18 protein-coding genes are annotated in these 17,258 nt (G+C 73.4%); 9 read left to right on the top strand and 9 right to left on the bottom strand.

Annotation, left to right across the window (positions count from 1 at the left end):
* The first annotated feature begins 165 nt into the window (after window positions 1-165).
* From ABZX40_RS14485 to ABZX40_RS14470, 4 genes are read left to right on the top strand one after another with little or no spacing between them, the layout of a single operon-like run.
* Window positions 166-921 (top strand): (Fe-S)-binding protein, encoded by a 756-nt coding sequence (locus tag ABZX40_RS14485; protein ID WP_355737917.1) that lies wholly within the window; start codon window positions 166-168, stop codon window positions 919-921.
* Entirely contained in the window at window positions 918-2,432 is a 1,515-nt protein-coding gene (locus tag ABZX40_RS14480; RefSeq protein ID WP_355737914.1) for a lactate utilization protein B, read from the top strand. Before ABZX40_RS14485 ends, ABZX40_RS14480 begins: the two co-directional genes overlap by 4 nt.
* Window positions 2,429-3,085: a lactate utilization protein C gene (locus ABZX40_RS14475; protein ID WP_355737911.1), complete on the top strand. Its 657-nt coding sequence runs from the start codon at window positions 2,429-2,431 to the stop codon at window positions 3,083-3,085. The genes ABZX40_RS14480 and ABZX40_RS14475 overlap by 4 nt, the downstream gene beginning before the upstream one ends.
* A 33-nt stretch (window positions 3,086-3,118) precedes the next feature.
* Complete coding sequence (locus ABZX40_RS14470; protein ID WP_355737908.1) at window positions 3,119-4,273, top strand: betaine/proline/choline family ABC transporter ATP-binding protein; 1,155 nt, start codon at window positions 3,119-3,121, stop codon at window positions 4,271-4,273.
* 814 nt (window positions 4,274-5,087) lie between these two features.
* Here the strand turns inward: ABZX40_RS14470 and ABZX40_RS14465 are convergent.
* From ABZX40_RS14465 to ABZX40_RS14455, 3 genes are read right to left on the bottom strand one after another with little or no spacing between them, the layout of a single operon-like run.
* Window positions 5,088-6,068 carry an ABC transporter substrate-binding protein gene (locus tag ABZX40_RS14465; protein ID WP_355737905.1) on the bottom strand — a complete coding sequence of 327 codons (981 nt, stop codon included), beginning with the start codon at window positions 6,066-6,068 and terminating at the stop codon, window positions 5,088-5,090.
* Complete coding sequence (locus ABZX40_RS14460) at window positions 6,065-6,736, bottom strand: ABC transporter permease (protein WP_355737903.1); 672 nt, start codon at window positions 6,734-6,736, stop codon at window positions 6,065-6,067. The genes ABZX40_RS14465 and ABZX40_RS14460 overlap by 4 nt, the downstream gene beginning before the upstream one ends.
* 7 nt (window positions 6,737-6,743) lie before the next feature.
* Window positions 6,744-7,475 (bottom strand): ABC transporter permease, encoded by a 732-nt coding sequence (locus ABZX40_RS14455; protein ID WP_355737900.1) that lies wholly within the window; start codon window positions 7,473-7,475, stop codon window positions 6,744-6,746.
* Between the two features lie 191 nt (window positions 7,476-7,666).
* Here ABZX40_RS14455 and ABZX40_RS14450 point away from each other — a divergent pair, with 191 nt between their 5' ends.
* From ABZX40_RS14450 to ABZX40_RS14440, 3 genes are all read left to right on the top strand, one after another.
* Window positions 7,667-8,467 (top strand): ABC transporter ATP-binding protein, encoded by an 801-nt coding sequence (locus ABZX40_RS14450; protein WP_355737897.1) that lies wholly within the window; start codon window positions 7,667-7,669, stop codon window positions 8,465-8,467.
* A 3-nt stretch (window positions 8,468-8,470) separates the two neighbouring features.
* Window positions 8,471-9,781 carry an FtsX-like permease family protein gene (locus tag ABZX40_RS14445; RefSeq protein WP_355737894.1) on the top strand — a complete coding sequence of 437 codons (1,311 nt, stop codon included), beginning with the start codon at window positions 8,471-8,473 and terminating at the stop codon, window positions 9,779-9,781.
* Window positions 9,782-10,045: 264 nt separating this feature from the next.
* Window positions 10,046-11,020 (top strand): NAD(P)-dependent alcohol dehydrogenase, encoded by a 975-nt coding sequence (locus ABZX40_RS14440; protein WP_355737891.1) that lies wholly within the window; start codon window positions 10,046-10,048, stop codon window positions 11,018-11,020.
* Between the two features lie 125 nt (window positions 11,021-11,145).
* Here the strand turns inward: ABZX40_RS14440 and ABZX40_RS14435 are convergent, their stop codons facing one another.
* From ABZX40_RS14435 to ABZX40_RS14425, 3 genes are all read right to left on the bottom strand, one after another.
* The gene (locus tag ABZX40_RS14435; RefSeq protein WP_355737888.1) at window positions 11,146-11,517 is read right to left on the bottom strand and encodes a cupin domain-containing protein; all 372 of its coding nucleotides are present in this window, start codon (window positions 11,515-11,517) and stop codon (window positions 11,146-11,148) included.
* Between the two features lie 294 nt (window positions 11,518-11,811).
* The gene (locus tag ABZX40_RS14430; protein WP_355738354.1) at window positions 11,812-12,795 is read right to left on the bottom strand and encodes a pyridoxal-phosphate dependent enzyme; all 984 of its coding nucleotides are present in this window, start codon (window positions 12,793-12,795) and stop codon (window positions 11,812-11,814) included.
* 79 nt (window positions 12,796-12,874) lie between these two features.
* The gene (locus ABZX40_RS14425; RefSeq protein WP_355737885.1) at window positions 12,875-13,573 is read right to left on the bottom strand and encodes a PAS domain-containing protein; all 699 of its coding nucleotides are present in this window, start codon (window positions 13,571-13,573) and stop codon (window positions 12,875-12,877) included.
* Between the two features lie 151 nt (window positions 13,574-13,724).
* Between ABZX40_RS14425 and ABZX40_RS14420 the strand changes: the two genes are divergently transcribed.
* Window positions 13,725-14,201, top strand: coding sequence for a DUF6153 family protein (locus ABZX40_RS14420; RefSeq protein ID WP_355737882.1), 477 nt, complete (start codon window positions 13,725-13,727; stop codon window positions 14,199-14,201).
* A 110-nt stretch (window positions 14,202-14,311) separates the two neighbouring features.
* Window positions 14,312-14,965: a DUF305 domain-containing protein gene (locus ABZX40_RS14415; RefSeq protein WP_355737879.1), complete on the top strand. Its 654-nt coding sequence runs from the start codon at window positions 14,312-14,314 to the stop codon at window positions 14,963-14,965.
* Window positions 14,966-15,031: 66 nt separating this feature from the next.
* On the opposite strand, the gene ABZX40_RS14410 is transcribed toward ABZX40_RS14415, so the two are convergent.
* The 3 genes from ABZX40_RS14410 to rbsD form a co-directional block, all read right to left on the bottom strand.
* Window positions 15,032-15,790, bottom strand: a complete 759-nt coding sequence (locus ABZX40_RS14410; RefSeq protein ID WP_355737877.1) for a GntR family transcriptional regulator — start codon at window positions 15,788-15,790, stop codon at window positions 15,032-15,034.
* 210 nt (window positions 15,791-16,000) lie between these two features.
* Window positions 16,001-16,714 carry a deoxyribose-phosphate aldolase gene (gene deoC, locus ABZX40_RS14405; protein ID WP_355750551.1) on the bottom strand — a complete coding sequence of 238 codons (714 nt, stop codon included), beginning with the start codon at window positions 16,712-16,714 and terminating at the stop codon, window positions 16,001-16,003.
* A 66-nt stretch (window positions 16,715-16,780) separates the two neighbouring features.
* The gene (rbsD, locus tag ABZX40_RS14400) at window positions 16,781-17,236 is read right to left on the bottom strand and encodes a D-ribose pyranase (protein ID WP_355750549.1); all 456 of its coding nucleotides are present in this window, start codon (window positions 17,234-17,236) and stop codon (window positions 16,781-16,783) included.
* Window positions 17,237-17,258 lie beyond the last annotated feature (22 nt).

Genomic DNA, 17,258 nt, shown 5'->3' with positions numbered 1-17,258 from the left:
CTCCGGCCCCCGGGGAGGCCGTCCGCACCGAATCCCGTACGGTGCCCGCCGCTCGCAGGCGCTCCCCGGCAGGTCCCCGAAGACGCCGATCCCGCGTACCGTTGCCCCGGAACACCTCCGATGAACCACGACTCATGGCCGACCCATGGACGACAAGGAGCCTCGATGCGTGTCGCCCTGTTCCTGACCTGCGTCAATGACACGCTCTATCCGGACACCGGCCGCGCGGTGGTGAAACTGCTGACCAGGCTGGGTGTCGAGGTGGATTTCCCGCTGGCGCAGACCTGCTGCGGCCAGGCCCACTACAACACCGGCTACCGCCATGAGGCCGAGCCGCTCGCCCGGCATTTCTCCGATGTCTTCGGCGAGTACGAGGCGATCGTGACGCCGTCCGGGTCGTGCGGGGCGATGGTCCGGGAGCTGTATCCGAGGCTGGGCGAGCGGGCCCGCGCGGAGGGCCGGGGCGGCGGGCTGGCGGCACTGCTGGAGCCGGTCGTGCCGAAGACCTATGAGCTGACCGAGTTCCTGGTGGATGTGCTGGGGGTGACGGAGGTCGGCGCGTACTACCCGCACCGGGTGACCTATCACCCGACCTGTCACGGGCTGCGCTCGCTGGGGCTCGGGGACCGCCCGGCCCGGCTGCTGCGGTCGGTGAGGGGGCTGGAGCTGGTGGAGCTGCCGGGCGCCGAGGAGTGCTGCGGCTTCGGCGGGACGTTCGCGCTGAAGAACGCGGAGGTGTCGGCGGCGATGGGCGCGGACAAGGTCCGCCACGCCGAGTCGACCGGCGCCGAGGTGCTCTGCGCGGCGGACAACTCCTGTCTGCTGCACCTGGGCGGCACGATGACCCGGCTGGGCGCGGACCTCAGACCCGTCCACATCGCGGAGATCCTGGCGAGCACGGAGGAGGACCCCACCCCATGAGCGGCACGTTCGTCGGCATGCCGGCCTTCCCCGAGGCCGCGCGCGAGGCCGTGCGGGACACCACCCTGCGGAGCAATCTGCGGCACGCCACCCACACCATCCGCGCCAAGCGCGCCAGAGCGGTGGCCGAGGTGTCCGACTGGGCCGAGCTGCGGGACGCCGGGCGCCGGATCAAGGACCACACCCTGCGTCATCTCGACACCTATCTCCTGCGGCTGGAGGAGTCGGTCACGGCCGCCGGGGGCACGGTCCACTGGGCCGCCGACGCCGACGAGGCCAACCGGATCGTCACCCGGCTGGTCCGGGCGACCGGCGAGTCGGAGGTGGTGAAGGTCAAGTCGATGGCCACCCAGGAGATCGGACTGAACGAGGCCCTTCAGGCGGCCGGCATCCGGGCCTACGAGACCGATCTCGCGGAGCTGATCGTGCAGCTCGGCGACGACCGCCCCTCCCACATCCTGGTCCCGGCGATCCACCGCAACCGGGGTGAGATCCGGGACATCTTCCGCCGGGAGATGGGCGCCTGGGGCCGCCCGGCCCCCGAGGGCCTCACCGACACACCCGCCGCGCTCGCCGAGGCGGCCCGGCTGCATCTGCGGGAGAAGTTCCTGCGCGCCCGGGTCGGCGTCTCCGGCGCCAACTTCATGGTCGCCGACACCGGCACCATGGTGGTCGTCGAGTCCGAGGGCAACGGACGGATGTGCCTGACGCTGCCCGAGACGCTGATCTCGGTCGTCGGCATCGAGAAACTGGTGCCCAGCTGGCGGGACCTGGAGGTGTTCCTCCAGACGCTGCCGCGCTCCTCGACGGCCGAGCGGATGAACCCGTACACCAGTACCTGGACGGGGACGACGGACGGGGACGGGCCGTCGGTGTTCCATCTGGTGCTGCTGGACAACGGGCGGACCGACACCCTCGCCGACGAGGTCGGCCGGCAGGCGCTGCGCTGTATCCGCTGCTCGGCCTGTCTGAATGTGTGCCCGGTGTACGAGCGGGCGGGCGGGCATGCCTACGGCTCGGTCTATCCCGGCCCGATCGGGGCGATCCTCAGCCCGCAGCTGCGCGGTACGGGCAGTGCGATCGACGCCTCGCTGCCGTACGCGTCGTCGCTGTGCGGGGCCTGCTACGAGGTGTGCCCGGTCGCCATCGACATCCCGGAGGTGCTGGTGCATCTGCGGGAGCGGGTCGTGCAGGGCGGGGAGGCGGTCCGGGAGGGCAACAGGGTGGTGCTGAAGCCCGCCAAGGGGCACGCGGCCGAGCGGGCGGCGATGCGCGCGGCCCGCTGGGCGCTGATGCGGCCCGGCGCGCTGCGCACCGGCCAGCGACTGGCCTCCCGCACCCGGCGCTTCCACCCCCGCTCCCTGCCCGGCCCGGGAAAGGCGTGGAGCGGCACCCGCGATCTCCCCGAGGTACCGGCGGAGCCCTTCCGGGACTGGTGGCTGCGCACCAACGGCGGGACGGATCGCGGGACGGACGGCGGGACGAACGACGCGAAAGGCGGGGCGGAGTGAGCGGCGGCCGGGAACGGATCCTGGGGCGGGTGCGGCGGGCACTGGCGGATGTCCCGCGCGACGAGGTGCCGGACGGGGCGGCGATCGAGCGGGCCTATCTCCGCGAGCACGGGCGGCGGACCGCCGCGGAGACGGTGGAACTGCTCGCCGAGAATCTGGCGGACTACCGGGCGATCGTGCACCGCTCGACGGACGAGGAACTGCCGCAGACGCTGGCGCGGCTGCTGGCCGGGCGCGGGGCGGGCACGGTGCTGGTCCCGCCGGGGCTGCCGCCGCTGTGGCTGAGCGCGTCGGACACCACCCTGGTCCCCGACCGGGCCGCCGACACCCCGGACGAACTGGATCGGGTGGACAGTGTGGTGACGGGCTGCGCGGTGGCGGTCGCCGAGACCGGCACGCTCGTGCTGGACGGGGGCCCGGACCAGGGGCGGCGGCGGATCACCCTGATCCCCGATCACCATGTCTGTGTCGTCCGGATCCCGGAGCAGGTGGTGTCGTCGGTCCCGCAGGCCCTCGAACGCCTCGACCCGGCCCGCCCCCTGACCTGGATCTCGGGCCCGTCGGCCACCAGTGACATCGAACTGGACCGGGTGGAGGGCGTGCACGGCCCGCGTGTTCTGGAGGTGGTGCTGGTGACCGGATCACGCCGATGAGCGGGCCGGGGGCGGCGCGGCTAGCGTGAGGGGATGATCCGGTTCGAGGAGGTCACCAAACGGTACCCGGACGGGACGACAGCCGTGGACCGGCTGAGCTTCGAGGTGGCCGAGGGCGAGCTGGTCACCCTGGTCGGCCCGTCGGGCTGCGGCAAGACCACCACGATGATGATGGTCAACCGGCTGATCGAGCCGACCTCGGGCCGCATCCTGGTGAACGGCGAGGACATCATGGCCGTCGACCCGGTCCGGCTGCGCCGCCGCATCGGGTACGTCATCCAGCAGGTCGGTCTCTTCCCGCACCGCACGGTCCTCGACAACACCGCCACCGTGCCCGCGCTGATCGGCTGGAAGCGGGCGAGGGCGCGGGAGCGGGCGGCGGAGCTGCTGGACCTCGTCGGCCTCGACCCGGCGACGTACGGGCCGCGTTATCCGCATCAGCTGTCGGGCGGTCAGCGCCAGCGGGTCGGGGTGGCGCGGGCGCTGGCGGCCGATCCGCCGGTGCTGCTGATGGACGAGCCGTTCGGGGCGGTCGACCCGGTGGTGCGCGAACAGCTCCAGGACGAGTTCCTGCGGATGCAGGCCACCGTCCGCAAGACGGTGCTGCTGGTCACCCATGACATCGAGGAGGCGGTCCGGCTCGGCGACCGCATCGCGGTGTACGGCCAGGGCCGGATCGAGCAGTACGACACCCCGGGCGCGGTGCTGGGCACGCCCGCGTCGCCGTATGTCGCCGGGTTCGTGGGCGCGGACCGGGGGCTGAAGCGGCTGTCGGTGACCGAGATCGAGCCCGGGGACCTGGAACAGCCGCCCGTGGTGCGGATGGACGAACCGGCGGCGCGGGCGGCGGCCCGGCTGCGGGCGGACCGGGCGCGCTGGGCGGTGGTGCTGGACGCGGACGGCGATCTGCACGGCTGGGTGGGCCTGGAGGAGTTGGAGACCACCGGGGACGTGGGGGCGCTCGCCCACCGGATGAACGCCTGGGTCCCGGTCGGCGCCCCGCTCAAGCAGGCGTTCGGGGTGATGCTGCAGCACGACGCCGGTTGGGTGGCGGTACTGGACGGCTCCCGGTTCCTCGGCGTCCTGACCCCGGCCAAGCTGCACGAGGCACTGCGCCGCTCGGTGGACGCGGACGCGCAGGGCGTGGAGCGCGGCGACGTGGACTTCGACTCGGTGTCAGACGCGTAGGCCCTCCGGGCGGGGTGGGGTTTCCGGGCGGGGCGGCTTCCCGGGCGGGGCGGGCTTCCCGGGGGTGGCCGGTCCGGTGATCCCTGGCTGGGAGGTCGGTCCGGCGAACCCCGGCCGGGCGAGCGGTCCGGTCCACCTCGGCCGGGCGAGCGGTCCGGCGAACCCTGGTCGGGCGATCGGTCCGGCGGGTGGCCCAGCAGGGAACGGGCCGGGCGGGCGGTCCGGAAGGCGATCGGCCGGGCGGACGGTCCGGCGGACCCCGGCCGGGCGGTCGATCCGGAAGGCAGCCGGTCCGGCGGGCGGTCGGGAAGCCAGCCGGAAGGCAACTGGCCCGGCGGACGGCCTGGCAGGCGATCGGCCGGGCGGGCGATCCGGCGGACCCCGGTCTGGCGGTCAATCCAGCGGGCAATCGGCCCAGCGGGCGATCCGGCAGGCAACCCGGCCCGGCGGGCGGCCCTGGCAGGCGACCAGCCCAGCGGACGGCCTGGCAGGCAACCGGCCCGGCGGGCAGTCCCGGCAGGCAACCGGCCGGGCGGGCAGTCCGGCGAACCCCGGCCGGGCGGTCGATCCGGCGGGTAACTGGGCCCGGCGAGTGGTCCGGAAGGCAATCGGCCCAGCGGGCGGTTCGGAAGACAACCGGCCCGGCGGACGGTCCGGCAGGCAACCCGTCCGGCAGGCAACCGGCCCGGAGGTCGGTCCGGCAGGCAACCAGCCCAGCCCAGCGGACGGTCCGGCAGGCAACCAGCCCAACCAGCGCCCCGACAAGCAACCGCCCCAGCCAGCACCCCAACAGGCAACCGCCCCACACGCACCCTCAGTCCAACAGGCCCTTGTCCGTCAGGTACGTGCGGGCCACGTCCTCCGGGAGGCGGCGCCAGCTGTCCACTTGTTCGTTCATCGATGCCAGGTCGGCCGTGGTGAGGACCTCGTTGAGCCGGCCGAGCGCCCCGGTGACGCCGGGGCCGCCCGCGCGGGCGCGGTTGACGACCGGGACCACATAGTCGGCGTTCTGGAGATGCTTGTCGTCGGCGAGCAGTACCAGGCCGAACTGGTCGAGGGTGGCGTCGGTGGTGGTGGTCAGCACCATCTGGTCCTGCCCGCTCTGCACCGCCCGTTTCGCCTGGGTGGTGCCGACGCCCTTGGGGTCGACGGCGGTGATGTCGATGCCGTAGACCTTCTTCAGCCCGGGTTCGCAGTACGGGCGCTGGACGCACTCGTCACCGGCCGCGAGGCGGACCGGCAGGCCGGAGGCGCCGAGGTCGCTGAGGGTCTTGAGCCGGTGCTCGCGGGCGTAGGAGGCGGCGACGGCGAAGGCGTTCTGGTCGACGGCCCGGCCGGGGTCGAGGACGGTGAGGCCGCGCGGGGTGGCCAGGGCGCGCATTGCCTTCATGGTGGCGGCGAGGTCGGGGGAGCCGACCGGGGGTGCGTCGGGGCCGTTGGTCTTGGCGTTGAGCCAGTCCGCGAAGGTGGCGGCGTACTCGGGGACGACATCGATCTGGCCGGACTCCAGGGCCGGTTCGTACAGCTCCCGGTTGGCGACGGTCAGGAAGGACGTCCGGTATCCGGCGCGGCCCAGGAGCAGCGCGTAGAGCTGGGCGAGCAGATCGCTCTCGGTGAACCCGGCCGAGCCGACCGTCAGTTCGCGGCTGTCGCCGGGGGACGCGGTGACCTCACCCCGGGTCTCCAGGGAGGGGCCGGTGGAGCAGGCGGCGGTGAGCGCGAGCAGGACCGCGCCCGCCAGGACCGTACGGATCGTACGGATTGTGCGGAGCGTACAGATCGTGTGGGCTCTCATCGGGTTCCCCTCGCCCAGGTCGGGGCCATGCGTTCGGCGATCTCGAAGACGCCCTCGACCAGCAGGGCGAAGACCGCGACCAGAAACGCCCCGGCCACCACCATCGGGGTGCTGGCCAGATTGAAACCGGCGGTGATGATCCGGCCCAGCCCGCCCCCGCCCGCCAGGGCGGCGATCGTGGCGGTGGCGACGAGTTGGACGGCGGCGATCCGGACCCCGGTGAGGATCATCGGTGAGGCGAGGGGCAGTTCCACGTGAAACATCACCTGTCGCCCGGTCATGCCCATTCCGCGCGCCGCCTGCACGGTGGCCCGGTCGACCTCGCGCATCCCGACATAGGCGTTGGTGAGCAGCGGCGGTACGGCGAACAGGACCAGGGCGACGACGGTGGGGCCCTCGCCCCAGGCGCCGACCGGGGTGAGCAGCAGCAGGACCAGCACGGCGAAGGTGGGCACCGCGCGGCCGATGTTGGAGAGGTTGACGGCGAGCGCGCCGCCCTTGCCAAGATGGCCGAGGACCAGGGCGACCGGCAGCGCGATCAGACAGCTGACGGCGAGGCAGACAACGGTGAGCACGAGGTGCTGGAGCAGCCGCTGTCCGATGCCGTCGGCGCCGGACCAGTGGGCGGGGTCGGTGAGCCAGTCCCATGCGTCGGTGAGGGTGTTCATCGGCGGCTCACCTCCGGGCCGTGTCCCGAGCTGTGCCCCGGGCTATGTTCCGGGCCGTGCCGGCGCGGGCCGTTCTGGTCCAGGGGGTGAGCAGCCGCTGCGCACCGAGCAGCAGCAGATCGGCGAGGACCGCGATGATCACGCAGAGCACGGACGCGGTGAGGACCTGCGCCTTGAAGAAGGTGTTCATCCCGGCGTAGATGAGATTGCCGAGCCCGCCGTAGCCGACGATCGCGCCGACGGTGACCAGGGAGACCGCGGAGACGGTGGCGATCCGCAGCCCCGCCATCGCGGCGGGCAGGGCGAGCGGCAGTTCGACGGTGAGGAGCTGGCGGACCGGGCCGTAGCCCATGCCGCGGGCGGCCTGCCGGGTCTCCTCGGGGACGGCCCGCAGCCCGGCGAGGATGTTGCGGACGAGCAGGGTGAGCGAGTACAGCACCAGTCCGGCGATCACCAGGGCCGGGGAGAGCCCGTACAGGGGCAGCAGCAGGGAGAACATGGCGAGGGAGGGGATGGTGTAGAGGATCGTCGTCACCCCGAGGACAGGGGGCGCCGCCCAGCCCCAGCGCCGGGCCAGCACGGCGAGGGGCAGCGCGAGGACGAGCCCGATCAGTACGGCCACGAACGTCAGCTGGAGATGCTGGAGCACCGCGTCCACGAGGATCTGACTGCGGGTGCTCAGATACGCGCCGCAGATCCAGTCGTTGCGCGCGAGACAGTCGTCCGGGGGCGCGGCCATGGGTCCATTGCAGCGGCGGGGACGCGGTGCGGCGCGCTGGGGTCACCCGTTCGGGGTGGGCCGGTGTACGGGGCGCGGGGGTGTCGCTGGGTACACCCCGCGATACGGGTTCTGAGCCCCGTGTGCGGCGGCGCCGGGGTCCGTAGCGTCATCGGTGAGGCACAGGGGGTGCCGTACGGAGGGTGATGGCGATGTTTCGCAAGGGGGCGCGGCGGGCGCACGACGAGGAGCCCGCCGTCGAGGCGCTGCGGCTGGTGAAGGTGTCGAAGACCTATGGCGGGGGCGACGGCGCGGTGCGGGCGCTGGACGAGGTGACGCTGGGGCTGGCGCGGGCCACGTTCACCGCAGTGATGGGGCCGTCGGGGTCGGGCAAGTCGACGCTGCTCCAGTGCGCGGCCGGGCTGGACCGGCCGGACAGCGGGGTCGTCACGGTGGACGGCACGGTGATGTCGGAGGGGGGTGAGGCGGAGCTGACCCGGTTCCGGCGGGGCCGGATCGGCTTCGTCTTCCAGCAGTACAACCTGCTCGACACACTGACCGTCGCGCAGAACACGGTGCTGCCGCTGAAGCTGGCCGGGCGGCGGGTGGACCGGCGGCGGGCGCGTGAGGTGCTGGAGTCGGTGGGCCTCGGCGACCGGCTAGGGCACCGCCCGGACCAGTTGTCGGGCGGTCAGCGCCAGCGGGTGGCCATCGCCCGCGCGCTGGTGACCGAACCCCGGGTGATCTTCGCGGACGAGCCGACGGGCGCCCTGGACACCCGCAGCGCCCGCGAGGTGCTGGGCCTGCTCCGGGACGCGGTACGGCTGCACGGGCGCACGGTGGTGATGGTGACCCACGACCCGGTGGCCGCCTCGTACGCGGACTCGGTGCTGTTCCTCGCGGACGGGCGGCTGGCGGGGTCGATGGACGCGCCGACGCCCGACCGGGTCGCCGAGCGCCTCGCGCACCTGGGCGACGACGTGCACGGCAGCACCGTCCGAGCGGGGGTGTGAGCGATGCTGGTACTGGCCCTGCGGTCGATCCGGCACCGGCCCGGACGGTTCCTCGCGACGCTGCTGTCCGCGTTCCTGGGCGCCACGGTCATCATGACGTTCAACTCGCTGCACGACACGGCCGGTCGTCCCGGCGTCGACACGGTCAGCTCCGAGACGTTGACGACGGCGGCGAGCGTGGTCGGCGGCTACGGCTCGCTGCTGGTGTTCTTCGCCGTCGCCTCCACCCTGACCGTCAATGTCCGCCAGCGGTCGGCCGAACTGGAGCTGCTGCGCTGCTCGGGGGCGACCCTGGGGCAGCTGAAGCGGATGGTGGTCGGTGAGGCGGTGGCCGTCGCCCTGGTGGGGGCGGTGCTCGCGATCGGGCCGGGGATGCTGGGCGGCCGGGCGCTGCTGGCGGTGTTCCGGGACAGCGGGCAGGTCGCCGGGTCCGTCGACCCCTCCTTCGGGCCGATCGCCCTCTTCTCCGGCCTGGGCATCACGCTGCTGGCGTCGGCGGGCGCCGCGTTCCTCGCGGTCCGCCGGGCGACCCGCCGCACCAGGGCGCGCGGCCGGGCCCGTACGGTCCTGGCGTACGGGGCGCTGGTCCTGGGCGGGCTGTCGGCGGCCACCACCTTCGCGCTGGACGCGACGGACGCGGCGCTGATGGCACCGGCCGCCTATGGGGCGATCCTGCTCTCGGTGGGCTGTGCGCTGCTGGTGCCGCGGCTGCTGCACGGGGTCCTGGACCGGCTGGAGCCACCGGGGGCGAGCGGCTGGCTGGCGGTACGGAACCTGCGGCGGCGCGCGGACCAACTCGCCGGGATCCTCACGTCCCTGATCCTGTTCACGGCGGTGTCCGCGGCGACGCTCACCATGCAGGCCGTGGAGAGCGCCGAGGTGGCGACGTCGGGGCTGGTGAAGTCGGTCGACGCGAAGAACCTGGAGACCCTGAACCTCACCGTCGTCGGCATCATCGCGGTGTTCGTCTGCGTGATGCTGGTCAACTCGCTGTACGCGGCGACGACCTACCGCGAGGGCGAGTTCGGGCGGCAGCGGCTGGCCGGGGCGACCCCGGGCCAGGTGCTGGCCATGGTCGGCACGGAGGCGCTGGTGCTGACGGTGACCGGCCTGTTCTTCGGTACGGCGGCGGCACTGGCCGGGGTGGTGCCGTTCACCGTGGTCCGCGCGGACGGGGTGCTGCCGGGGCAGTTCCCGGGCACCTGGGCGGCGGTGGCCGCGGCCGCGGCGGCGGTGACCGCGGGGACGTCCCTGCTGACCGCCCGCCGGGTGCTGCGGACCCCGGCGGTCCGGGCGGTGGACCTGGCGGCGTGAGGGCGTACGGGGGTTGCGCTCACGCCGGTGGGGCCCGGGGGGACCCCGGGGGCAGGGGGGCGGTCGCTACGGCGGTCGCCCCCCTGCCTCCGAGCCTCCGATGGCGGATGAGGGTGCCCTTGGTGCCCCGAGACCGCCCTGAGGCGTATCCGGGGGTGATTCAGGGTTCGGCCCTGATGCCCGGCGGGGGCGGCGTCCCTACGCTCATGGGCAGGGGTGGAGACGGGTCCCCTGGCGGTGGCCCGATGGTCGAGGGGGGTCTCGATGAAGGCAGTGGTGCAGGACCGGTACGGCGGCTGGGACACGCTGGAGCTGCGCGAGGTCCCCCGGCCCGCGCCCACGCCGGGCGAGGTGCTGGTCCGGGTGCGCGCGGCCTCGGTCAACGCCTACGACTGGCATTATCTGCGCGGTGATCCCAAGATCGCCCGGCTGGCGTTCGGCCTCGGCAGACCCCGGGCGGCGATCCGCGGCCGGGACTTCGCCGGGGTGGTGGAGACGGTCGGCGCCGGGGTCATGGATCTCGCGCCGGGCGACGAGGTGTACGGCGAGGCGGACGGCGCGTTCGCGGAGTTCGTGTGCGTGGCGGACGGCGCCGTGGACCGCAAACCGGCACGGCTCACCTTCGAGCAGGCCGCCGCGATGCCGCTGGCCGCGAACACCGCGCTGGTCGGCCTGCGGGACGTGGCCGGGGTGCGCTCGGGCACCTCGCTGCTGATCAACGGGGCCTCGGGCGGGGTCGGCACCTTCGCCGTCCAGATCGCCACGGCGTACGGCGCCGAGGTCACCGGTGTGTGCAGCGCGCGGAACGCGGAGCTGGTCCGGTCGCTGGGCGCCGACCGGGTCGTCGACTACGCCCAGGAGGACTTCACCCGCGCCGGGCACCGCTACGACGTGGTGCTGGACCTGGTGGGCAACCGCTCCCTGGGCGATCTGCGGCGCGTCCTCTCCCCCGGCGGCACGCTGGTCCTCTCGGGCGGCGGTTTCTACAAGGGCGGGAGTCTGCTCGGCCCGCTGCTGCTGTTCTTCCGGCGCCGGCTGCTGGACGCGTTCGTCCGCGACCGGCTGCGCGAGCTACCGGCCAAGCCCCGCAAGGAGAACCTCGCGGCCCTGCGGGAACTGGCCGATTCCGGGAAGGTCACACCGGTCGTGGAACGGACGTATCCGCTGAGCGAGGCGGCGGACGCGATCCGTCATCTGGAGGTGGAGCATGCGCGGGCGAAGATCGTGGTGACGGTGTGACCGGGGGGGGAGGGTGATGCTGAGGGCCTATGGGCGGGGGTGCGAGCGCGCAGACCAGCCATACCCCCGGCCCCGCCCCACTTCACCGGACCCGCACCCGCAGTCGCCCCGGGCGCACTTCCCTCCTACGACTGCCCTTCCTTCGCGCGGGCGTACTCATTGGCCATGGACCCGGCGAAGTCGTAGACCACGACCTGTTCGTCACCGACCACCCAGGCGTCATGGCCCGGGGACAGCACGAAGACATCACCGGGGCCGACCTCGCCCTCGGCACCGTCGTCGGTGTGGATCCGCATCCGGCCCTGGGCGACATAGCCGTTGTGGTGGATCTGGCAGGTCGGGGTCCCGGCGAGCTGGGCCAGGGACTCCGACCAGCGCCAGCCGGGCTCGAAGGTGGCGATGGCGAAGTCCAGTCCGGTGAGGTGGACCGTTTCGAGGTGGCCGCGGGGGAAGTCCCGCCGCTCGTCCGGCTTGTCGAGCGTCTTGGTCTCGAACATGACGCTTCTCCTTTCCGGCCGCAGGGCGCTGCGACCGGGTCCGGTCTCCGTCTCCCGCTCACCCGCCGCGAGCGGCGTCGGCGGGGCCGGGCCCCTCGCTCTCCATCCTCCGCCCGCCGGTACGCCCGGCGCCATCGGAAGGCGACGGCCCCCGGGGCGCCGGGACGGCCCTGAGGCGCCGGTGGTCGGCCGCAAGGCGCGCCGGGACAGCTCCGAGGGGCGGCCAGGACCGACCGCGAGGCGCCGGGACGGCCCCGGCGGCGGCCGGGAACGGCCAACGTGCCGGGACGAGCCTCAGGAAGCCGTGCCGCACAGTTCGGCGAAGCGCCGGGTGTCGACATTGCCGCCGGAGATGATCACCCCGATCCGCCGACCGGTGAGCGGGCCGGTCCGCCCGCTGAGCAGCGCGGCCAGCGGAGTCGCGCCGCTGGGTTCCACGACGATCTTCAGCCGGTCGAAGGCGAACCGCATGGCCGCGCGGATCTCGTCCTCGCCGACCGTGGCGATCTCGTCCACCAGCCGCCGGTTGATGGAGAAGGTCAGCTCACCGGGGGTGTGCAGGGCCTGGCCGTCGGCGATGGTGTGCGGTACGGGGATGGTGACCCGATGGCCGGCGGCCAGTGAGCGCCGGGTGTCGTCACCGGACTCCGGTTCGACGCCGATCATCCGGATACGGGGGTGCAGGGCCTTGGCGATGGTCGAGCTGCCCGCGATCAGCCCGCCGCCGCCGACGGGGGTGAGGATCGCGTCCAGTTCTCCGGCCTCTTCCAGGAGTTCCAGGGCGGCGGTGCCCTGACCGGCGATGACATGGGGGTGTTCGTAGGGCGGGATGAGGGTGAGGCCGCGTTCGGCGGCGAGGGCCTCGCCGAGGGCGACCCGGTCCTCGGTGTAGCGGTCGTAGGTGACGATCTCGGCGCCGTAGCCCTCGGTGGCCGCGCGCTTGGCGGGCGGGGCGTCCTCGGGCATCACGATGACGGCGGTGGAGCCGAGTTCACGGGCGGCGAGGGCGACGGCCTGGGCATGGTTGCCGGAGGAGTAGGCGGCGATCCCCCGGGCCAGTTCGGCGGGCGTGAGGCGGGAGGCGGTGTTGTAGGCGCCGCGGAACTTGAAGGCGCCCACCCGCTGGAAGTTCTCGCACTTGAGCAGCACCTCGGCGCCGACCAGGGCGTCGAGGGTGCGGGAGCGCAGGACCGGGGTGCGGTGGGCGACACCGGCGAGACGGGCGGCGGCGTCACGGACGTCGTCCTGGGTGACGGGCGGCGGGGTGGTGGCGGTCATGGTCACGGACGTTCTCCCTGGGGTGCCGGGGCGGGTGCGGGGGGGGGCTGCGAGGTGGCGGGGATGGTGCCGAGGGCGTTCAGTTCACCGCCGCGCCCCCGGAATCGGCCGCGCCCGCCGCACTCTCCGGCCCCCCGTCCCGCGACTGGGACAGATAGCTGTACGCCGAGGCGCGGGAGATGCCGAGGCGCCCGGCGACCTGTTCGACGGCGCGGCGTACGGCGAAGACCCCGCGTTCGTCCAGGCGGCGGAAGAGGGCGAGGCGGCCGGGGCGGTTGAGGGCGGCCCAGGCGGTGTCCTGATGGGCGTCCACCAGGGCGTCGACCACCGCGTCGATGTCATCGCCGAAGGTGGTGACCGGGTCCGGGGGGCGTAGGGCGACCGGCCCGGCGAGGGCGTCGAGCAGGGCCCGCGCCCGGTCCACCGCGTCCGCGTCGACATTGACGCACAGGGCGCCGAAGACCGCGCCGGTCGTGTCGCGGAGCACCATCGTGGAGGACTTGACGAGATGCCCGGCGGCGGTGCGGGTGAGGTAGTTCAGCTCGTCCTCGGCGGCGTCGCCCCGGGACAGGACCCGCAGGCCGATCTCGCTCATCGCGCCGCCCACGGCCCGCCCGGTCAGCGACCCGGCCACGGCGACCACGGACCGCTCCGGCCGCCGGTAGTCGTGCAGCACCACCTCGCACACCGGGCCGAAGGTCGCCGCGATGCCCTGGACCACCGGGGCGAGCGCGGCGAGGATCGCGTCCCGCTGCGCTTCCCGTTCCCGTCCGTCCATCTCTGCCGCCCCATCTCCCCTTGGACTGAGAATCCAACCTCTGGACTCTCAGTCTAACCACACAACCGCGCCGGGCACGATCGAGGCCGTACGGGTGTCCGACGGCGGGGCGGCGCCCGGCACCGCCGATGGCGGCCTCTACGATGGCCGGGTGACCAGCACCGCGCAGCACACCGGCCGACGCCCCTCGGGGCGCGCGGTGCTGCTGCTGGTGTTCACGGTCCTGGCGGGGGTGCTGGCGATGCACGGGCTGGGCCCGTCCGGAGCACCCGCGTCCCACTCGGCGCACGGCACGACGGCCCCGCCCCGAGCCGCCGCCCCGGCCACCACCCCGACCGCCGCCCACGGCGACCCCATGACCCCGGCGCCCGGCACCATCCCGAGCGCCCCGCACACGGTCCACTGTGTCGAGGCGACCGCAGGTGACGGCGGCTCAGGGCATCTGCGGCACGCGGACATGACCTGTGCCGCGAGCGGCGTCTCCACCTCGTACGCCACTCCCGCGCTCGCGCCCGCCCCCGACGGCCCGGCGTCCGTGTCGCCCCTGCCCGCGGGGCGGGTCGCGGCGGGTACCGGGGGTGACCGGGCGCCGCCCGATCTGGCGCAGCTGCAACTCCTGCGGATCTAGAGACACCCGCGCGGCACCGGCCTGTCTGCCGGGCGCCGTGCTCCGGACCGTCTCTTCATCCCCTTTCGCGCCCGTGATCCCGGGCGCGCGGCACAAGGAGTTCCAGCAGCATGACCGCACACCGTACGTTCTTCCGCCGGTCCGCCCTCGCGGCGGCCGGGACCGGCGCCGCTCTCGTTCTGGCGGCCTGCGGCTCCGGGGACGGCGACGCCGGGTCCTCCGGGCACGGCGGCCACGACGGGTCCAGTGCCTCCCCCACCTCCTCGGTCTCGGCCCCGGCAGCCGCCCCGGCCTCGCAGGGGGAGCACAACGCCGCCGACATCGCCTTCGCGCAGGGCATGATCCCGCACCACCGGCAGGCGGTGGAGATGGCCGATCTGGCCGCGACCCGCGCCGGGTCGGAGGAGGTCAAGACCCTCGCCGAGGAGATCAAGGCGGCGCAGGACCCGGAGATCCGGACGATGACCGGCTGGCTCACCGGCTGGGGCGAGGATGTCCCCGCCGAGGGCTCCGGTCATGGCGGGCACGACATGTCCGGGATGATGACCGAGGACGAGATGACCGAGCTGGAGAACGCGTCCGGGGCGGCGTTCGACACCGCGTTCCTGACCCTGATGGTCAAGCACCACGAGGGCGCGGTGGCCATGGCCGAGACCGAGAAGAAGGACGGTGCCTACCGGCCCGCCCTGGACATGGCCGATGCCGTCATCACCACCCAGTCCGCCGAGATCGAGCGGATGAACGGGATGCTCGGCGGGAGCTGACCCCGCGCTCCACGGGGCGGGGCCACCACCGGGCCCCGCCCCTCCCGCCTCTCCCTGCGCGAGGGCTCAGCGGCGCAGCAGCAGCGAGGTGACCCGCAGTCGGCCGCTGTGGATCCAGACGTCCGAGTACTCCACCGGCCGGTCGTCGGCGAGATAGGTGACCTGCTGGAGGTACTGGACGGGCGCGGCCTCGGTCAGTGCCAGCGCCTCGGCGACCTCGGGGGTGGCGGCCTCCGCGCTGAACGTACGGCGGGCGGTGGCGATCTTCAGTCCGTAGGTGCCCTCCAGGACACCGAAGAGGCTGGAGGTGGTGAAGTCGGTCTGCTCGATACCGGGGGCGAGATCGGTGCGGACGAAGTTGAAGAGCAGGGCGACGGGGCCCTCGCCGGTCGAGCGGACCCGGACCAGCCGCAGGACGCGGATGCCGGGGGCGACGTCCAGCAGGGCGGCGACCGGCTGCGGAGGCACGATCAGCGAGCACTCGCGGACCGAGGTGGTGGTCACCACGCCCTGGCTGGCGAAGTCCTCGGAGAGGGTGCTCAGCTTCTGGGCGATGGCGGGTTCGATGGTGGTCGAGGTGACGAAGGTGCCGCGACCTCGGACCTGGCGCAGCAGGCCCTCCTCGATGAGGGTGGTGAGGGCGCGGCGCAGGGTGCCGCGGCTGACACCGAACTCCTCGGCGAGTTCCGGTTCGCTCTTCAGGCGGTAGTGGGCCGGCCACTCACCACTGGCGATGCGCAGCCGGATGTGTTCCGAGATCTGCGCGTGGATCGCCGTGGGGACATCACGCTTGATGTCCGGAAGTCCCCCATTGTCGGCCGTCACGTTCGTCGTGTCTCCTTCTCGGCTCTGCTCAGGTCTTCTTACGTCGCCCCAGGTCACCCCAGGTCACCCCGGTTCACCTCAGGTCACCCGGGTTCACCCCAGGTCACCCCGGATCGCCCCAGGTCGCCCCAGGTCGTCGCCCCGGCGGGCGGGTGCCGCCGCGCCCCGGCCACGGTAGTCGGGTGGCCGGGGCGCGGCGGCGACGGCCGGTCAGTAGCTGACGGTCGACGCGTCACCGGTGTCGGTGATGATCGCCAGTCCGGCGCTGGTGCCGAGCAGGGACGCGCCCGCGCGCAGCAGTTCCACGGCCTGCGGGTAGGTCTTGATGGCCCCGGACGCCTTCACCCGGACACCGTCCCGCGCCCGCTCGACAAGGTAGCGAACGCTGGCCGGGTTCGCCGTCTCGATCTGCCCGCTACTCGCATTCTTGAGGAAGGCGACGCCCGCCTCCATCGCGAGGTCGACGGCCGCGTCCTTCTCGGCGTCGGTCAGCAGCGGCAGTTCGAGCATCACCTTGACCGGCCCGCCGAAGGCGCGGACCACTCCGGCGATGTCCTCGCGGAAGTCGTCGTAGCGACCGCTCTTGAGCCAGCCGACCTGGACGCCGATGTCCAGCTGGGTGGCGCCGAGGCGGGCGATCTCAGCGGCCTCGGCGGCCTTCCCGGCGCTGGTCATCACGCCGACGGTCGGGAAGTCCAGGGCGGAGGCGACCTCCACCCCGGTGCCGCGCAGTTCGGCGGCGACGACGGTGATCCAGGAGGCGGGCACCATGGCCGCGTTGAAGCCGTGGGTGACGGCCTCCTGGGCATGGGCGGCCATGGCGTCGCGCGTGGCGTCCGGATCGATCTTGGTGTGCTGGATGTAGGGCGCCAGCCGGGCCGGGGTGAGGTCGGCGGCGACCGCGGTGGCGGTGGTTTCGGACACGGGGTGATCTCCTCTTGGTGGGGTGGGGGTGGTGCGTGGGGGGGGTGGGGCCGGGGAGCCGGTGGCTCAGACCTTGTCGGCGTACTGCGGGGGGACGACGACGCCCTCCCCGCCGAACCAGCGGGGCGCGTCGACACCGCAGTACAGGCCGATGTTTCCCCAGGGCTCGAACGCGCCGGTGCGGACGACGACCTTGGCCTCGCGGGCCAGTTCGCCGAGCACGTCGGCATGCGGGCGGGTGCTGAACTCGGCGTCGGAGAAGCGGTGGCGCAGCCATGCGTCGAGCCGGGGGTTGTGGCTGGGGACGTCCTCGGCGCGGACCACGCCCTCGACGACGATCTCGTCGGCGATCAGCGCGAGGACCGTCCGCAGATCGGGCAGGTTCTCGGCGAGGGCGAGGTCGATGCGGTGGGCGTCGCGGGGCACGGGGAAGCCCGCGTCCACGACGAGCAGCAGATCGGTGTGGCCGAGGGTGGCCAGGGCGCCGCTCAGTTCGGCGTTGAGGATGCCGGAGCGCTTCATGGGGCGTTGCCTTTCACGCGGG

Origin of the sequence: Streptomyces sp. NPDC004610, from assembly GCF_040609715.1 — a bacterium.
Lineage (GTDB): Bacteria > Actinomycetota > Actinomycetes > Streptomycetales > Streptomycetaceae > Streptomyces.
The sequence above is the reverse complement of the archived record's forward strand: the minus strand, read 5'-3'. Positions and strand labels throughout refer to the sequence as shown.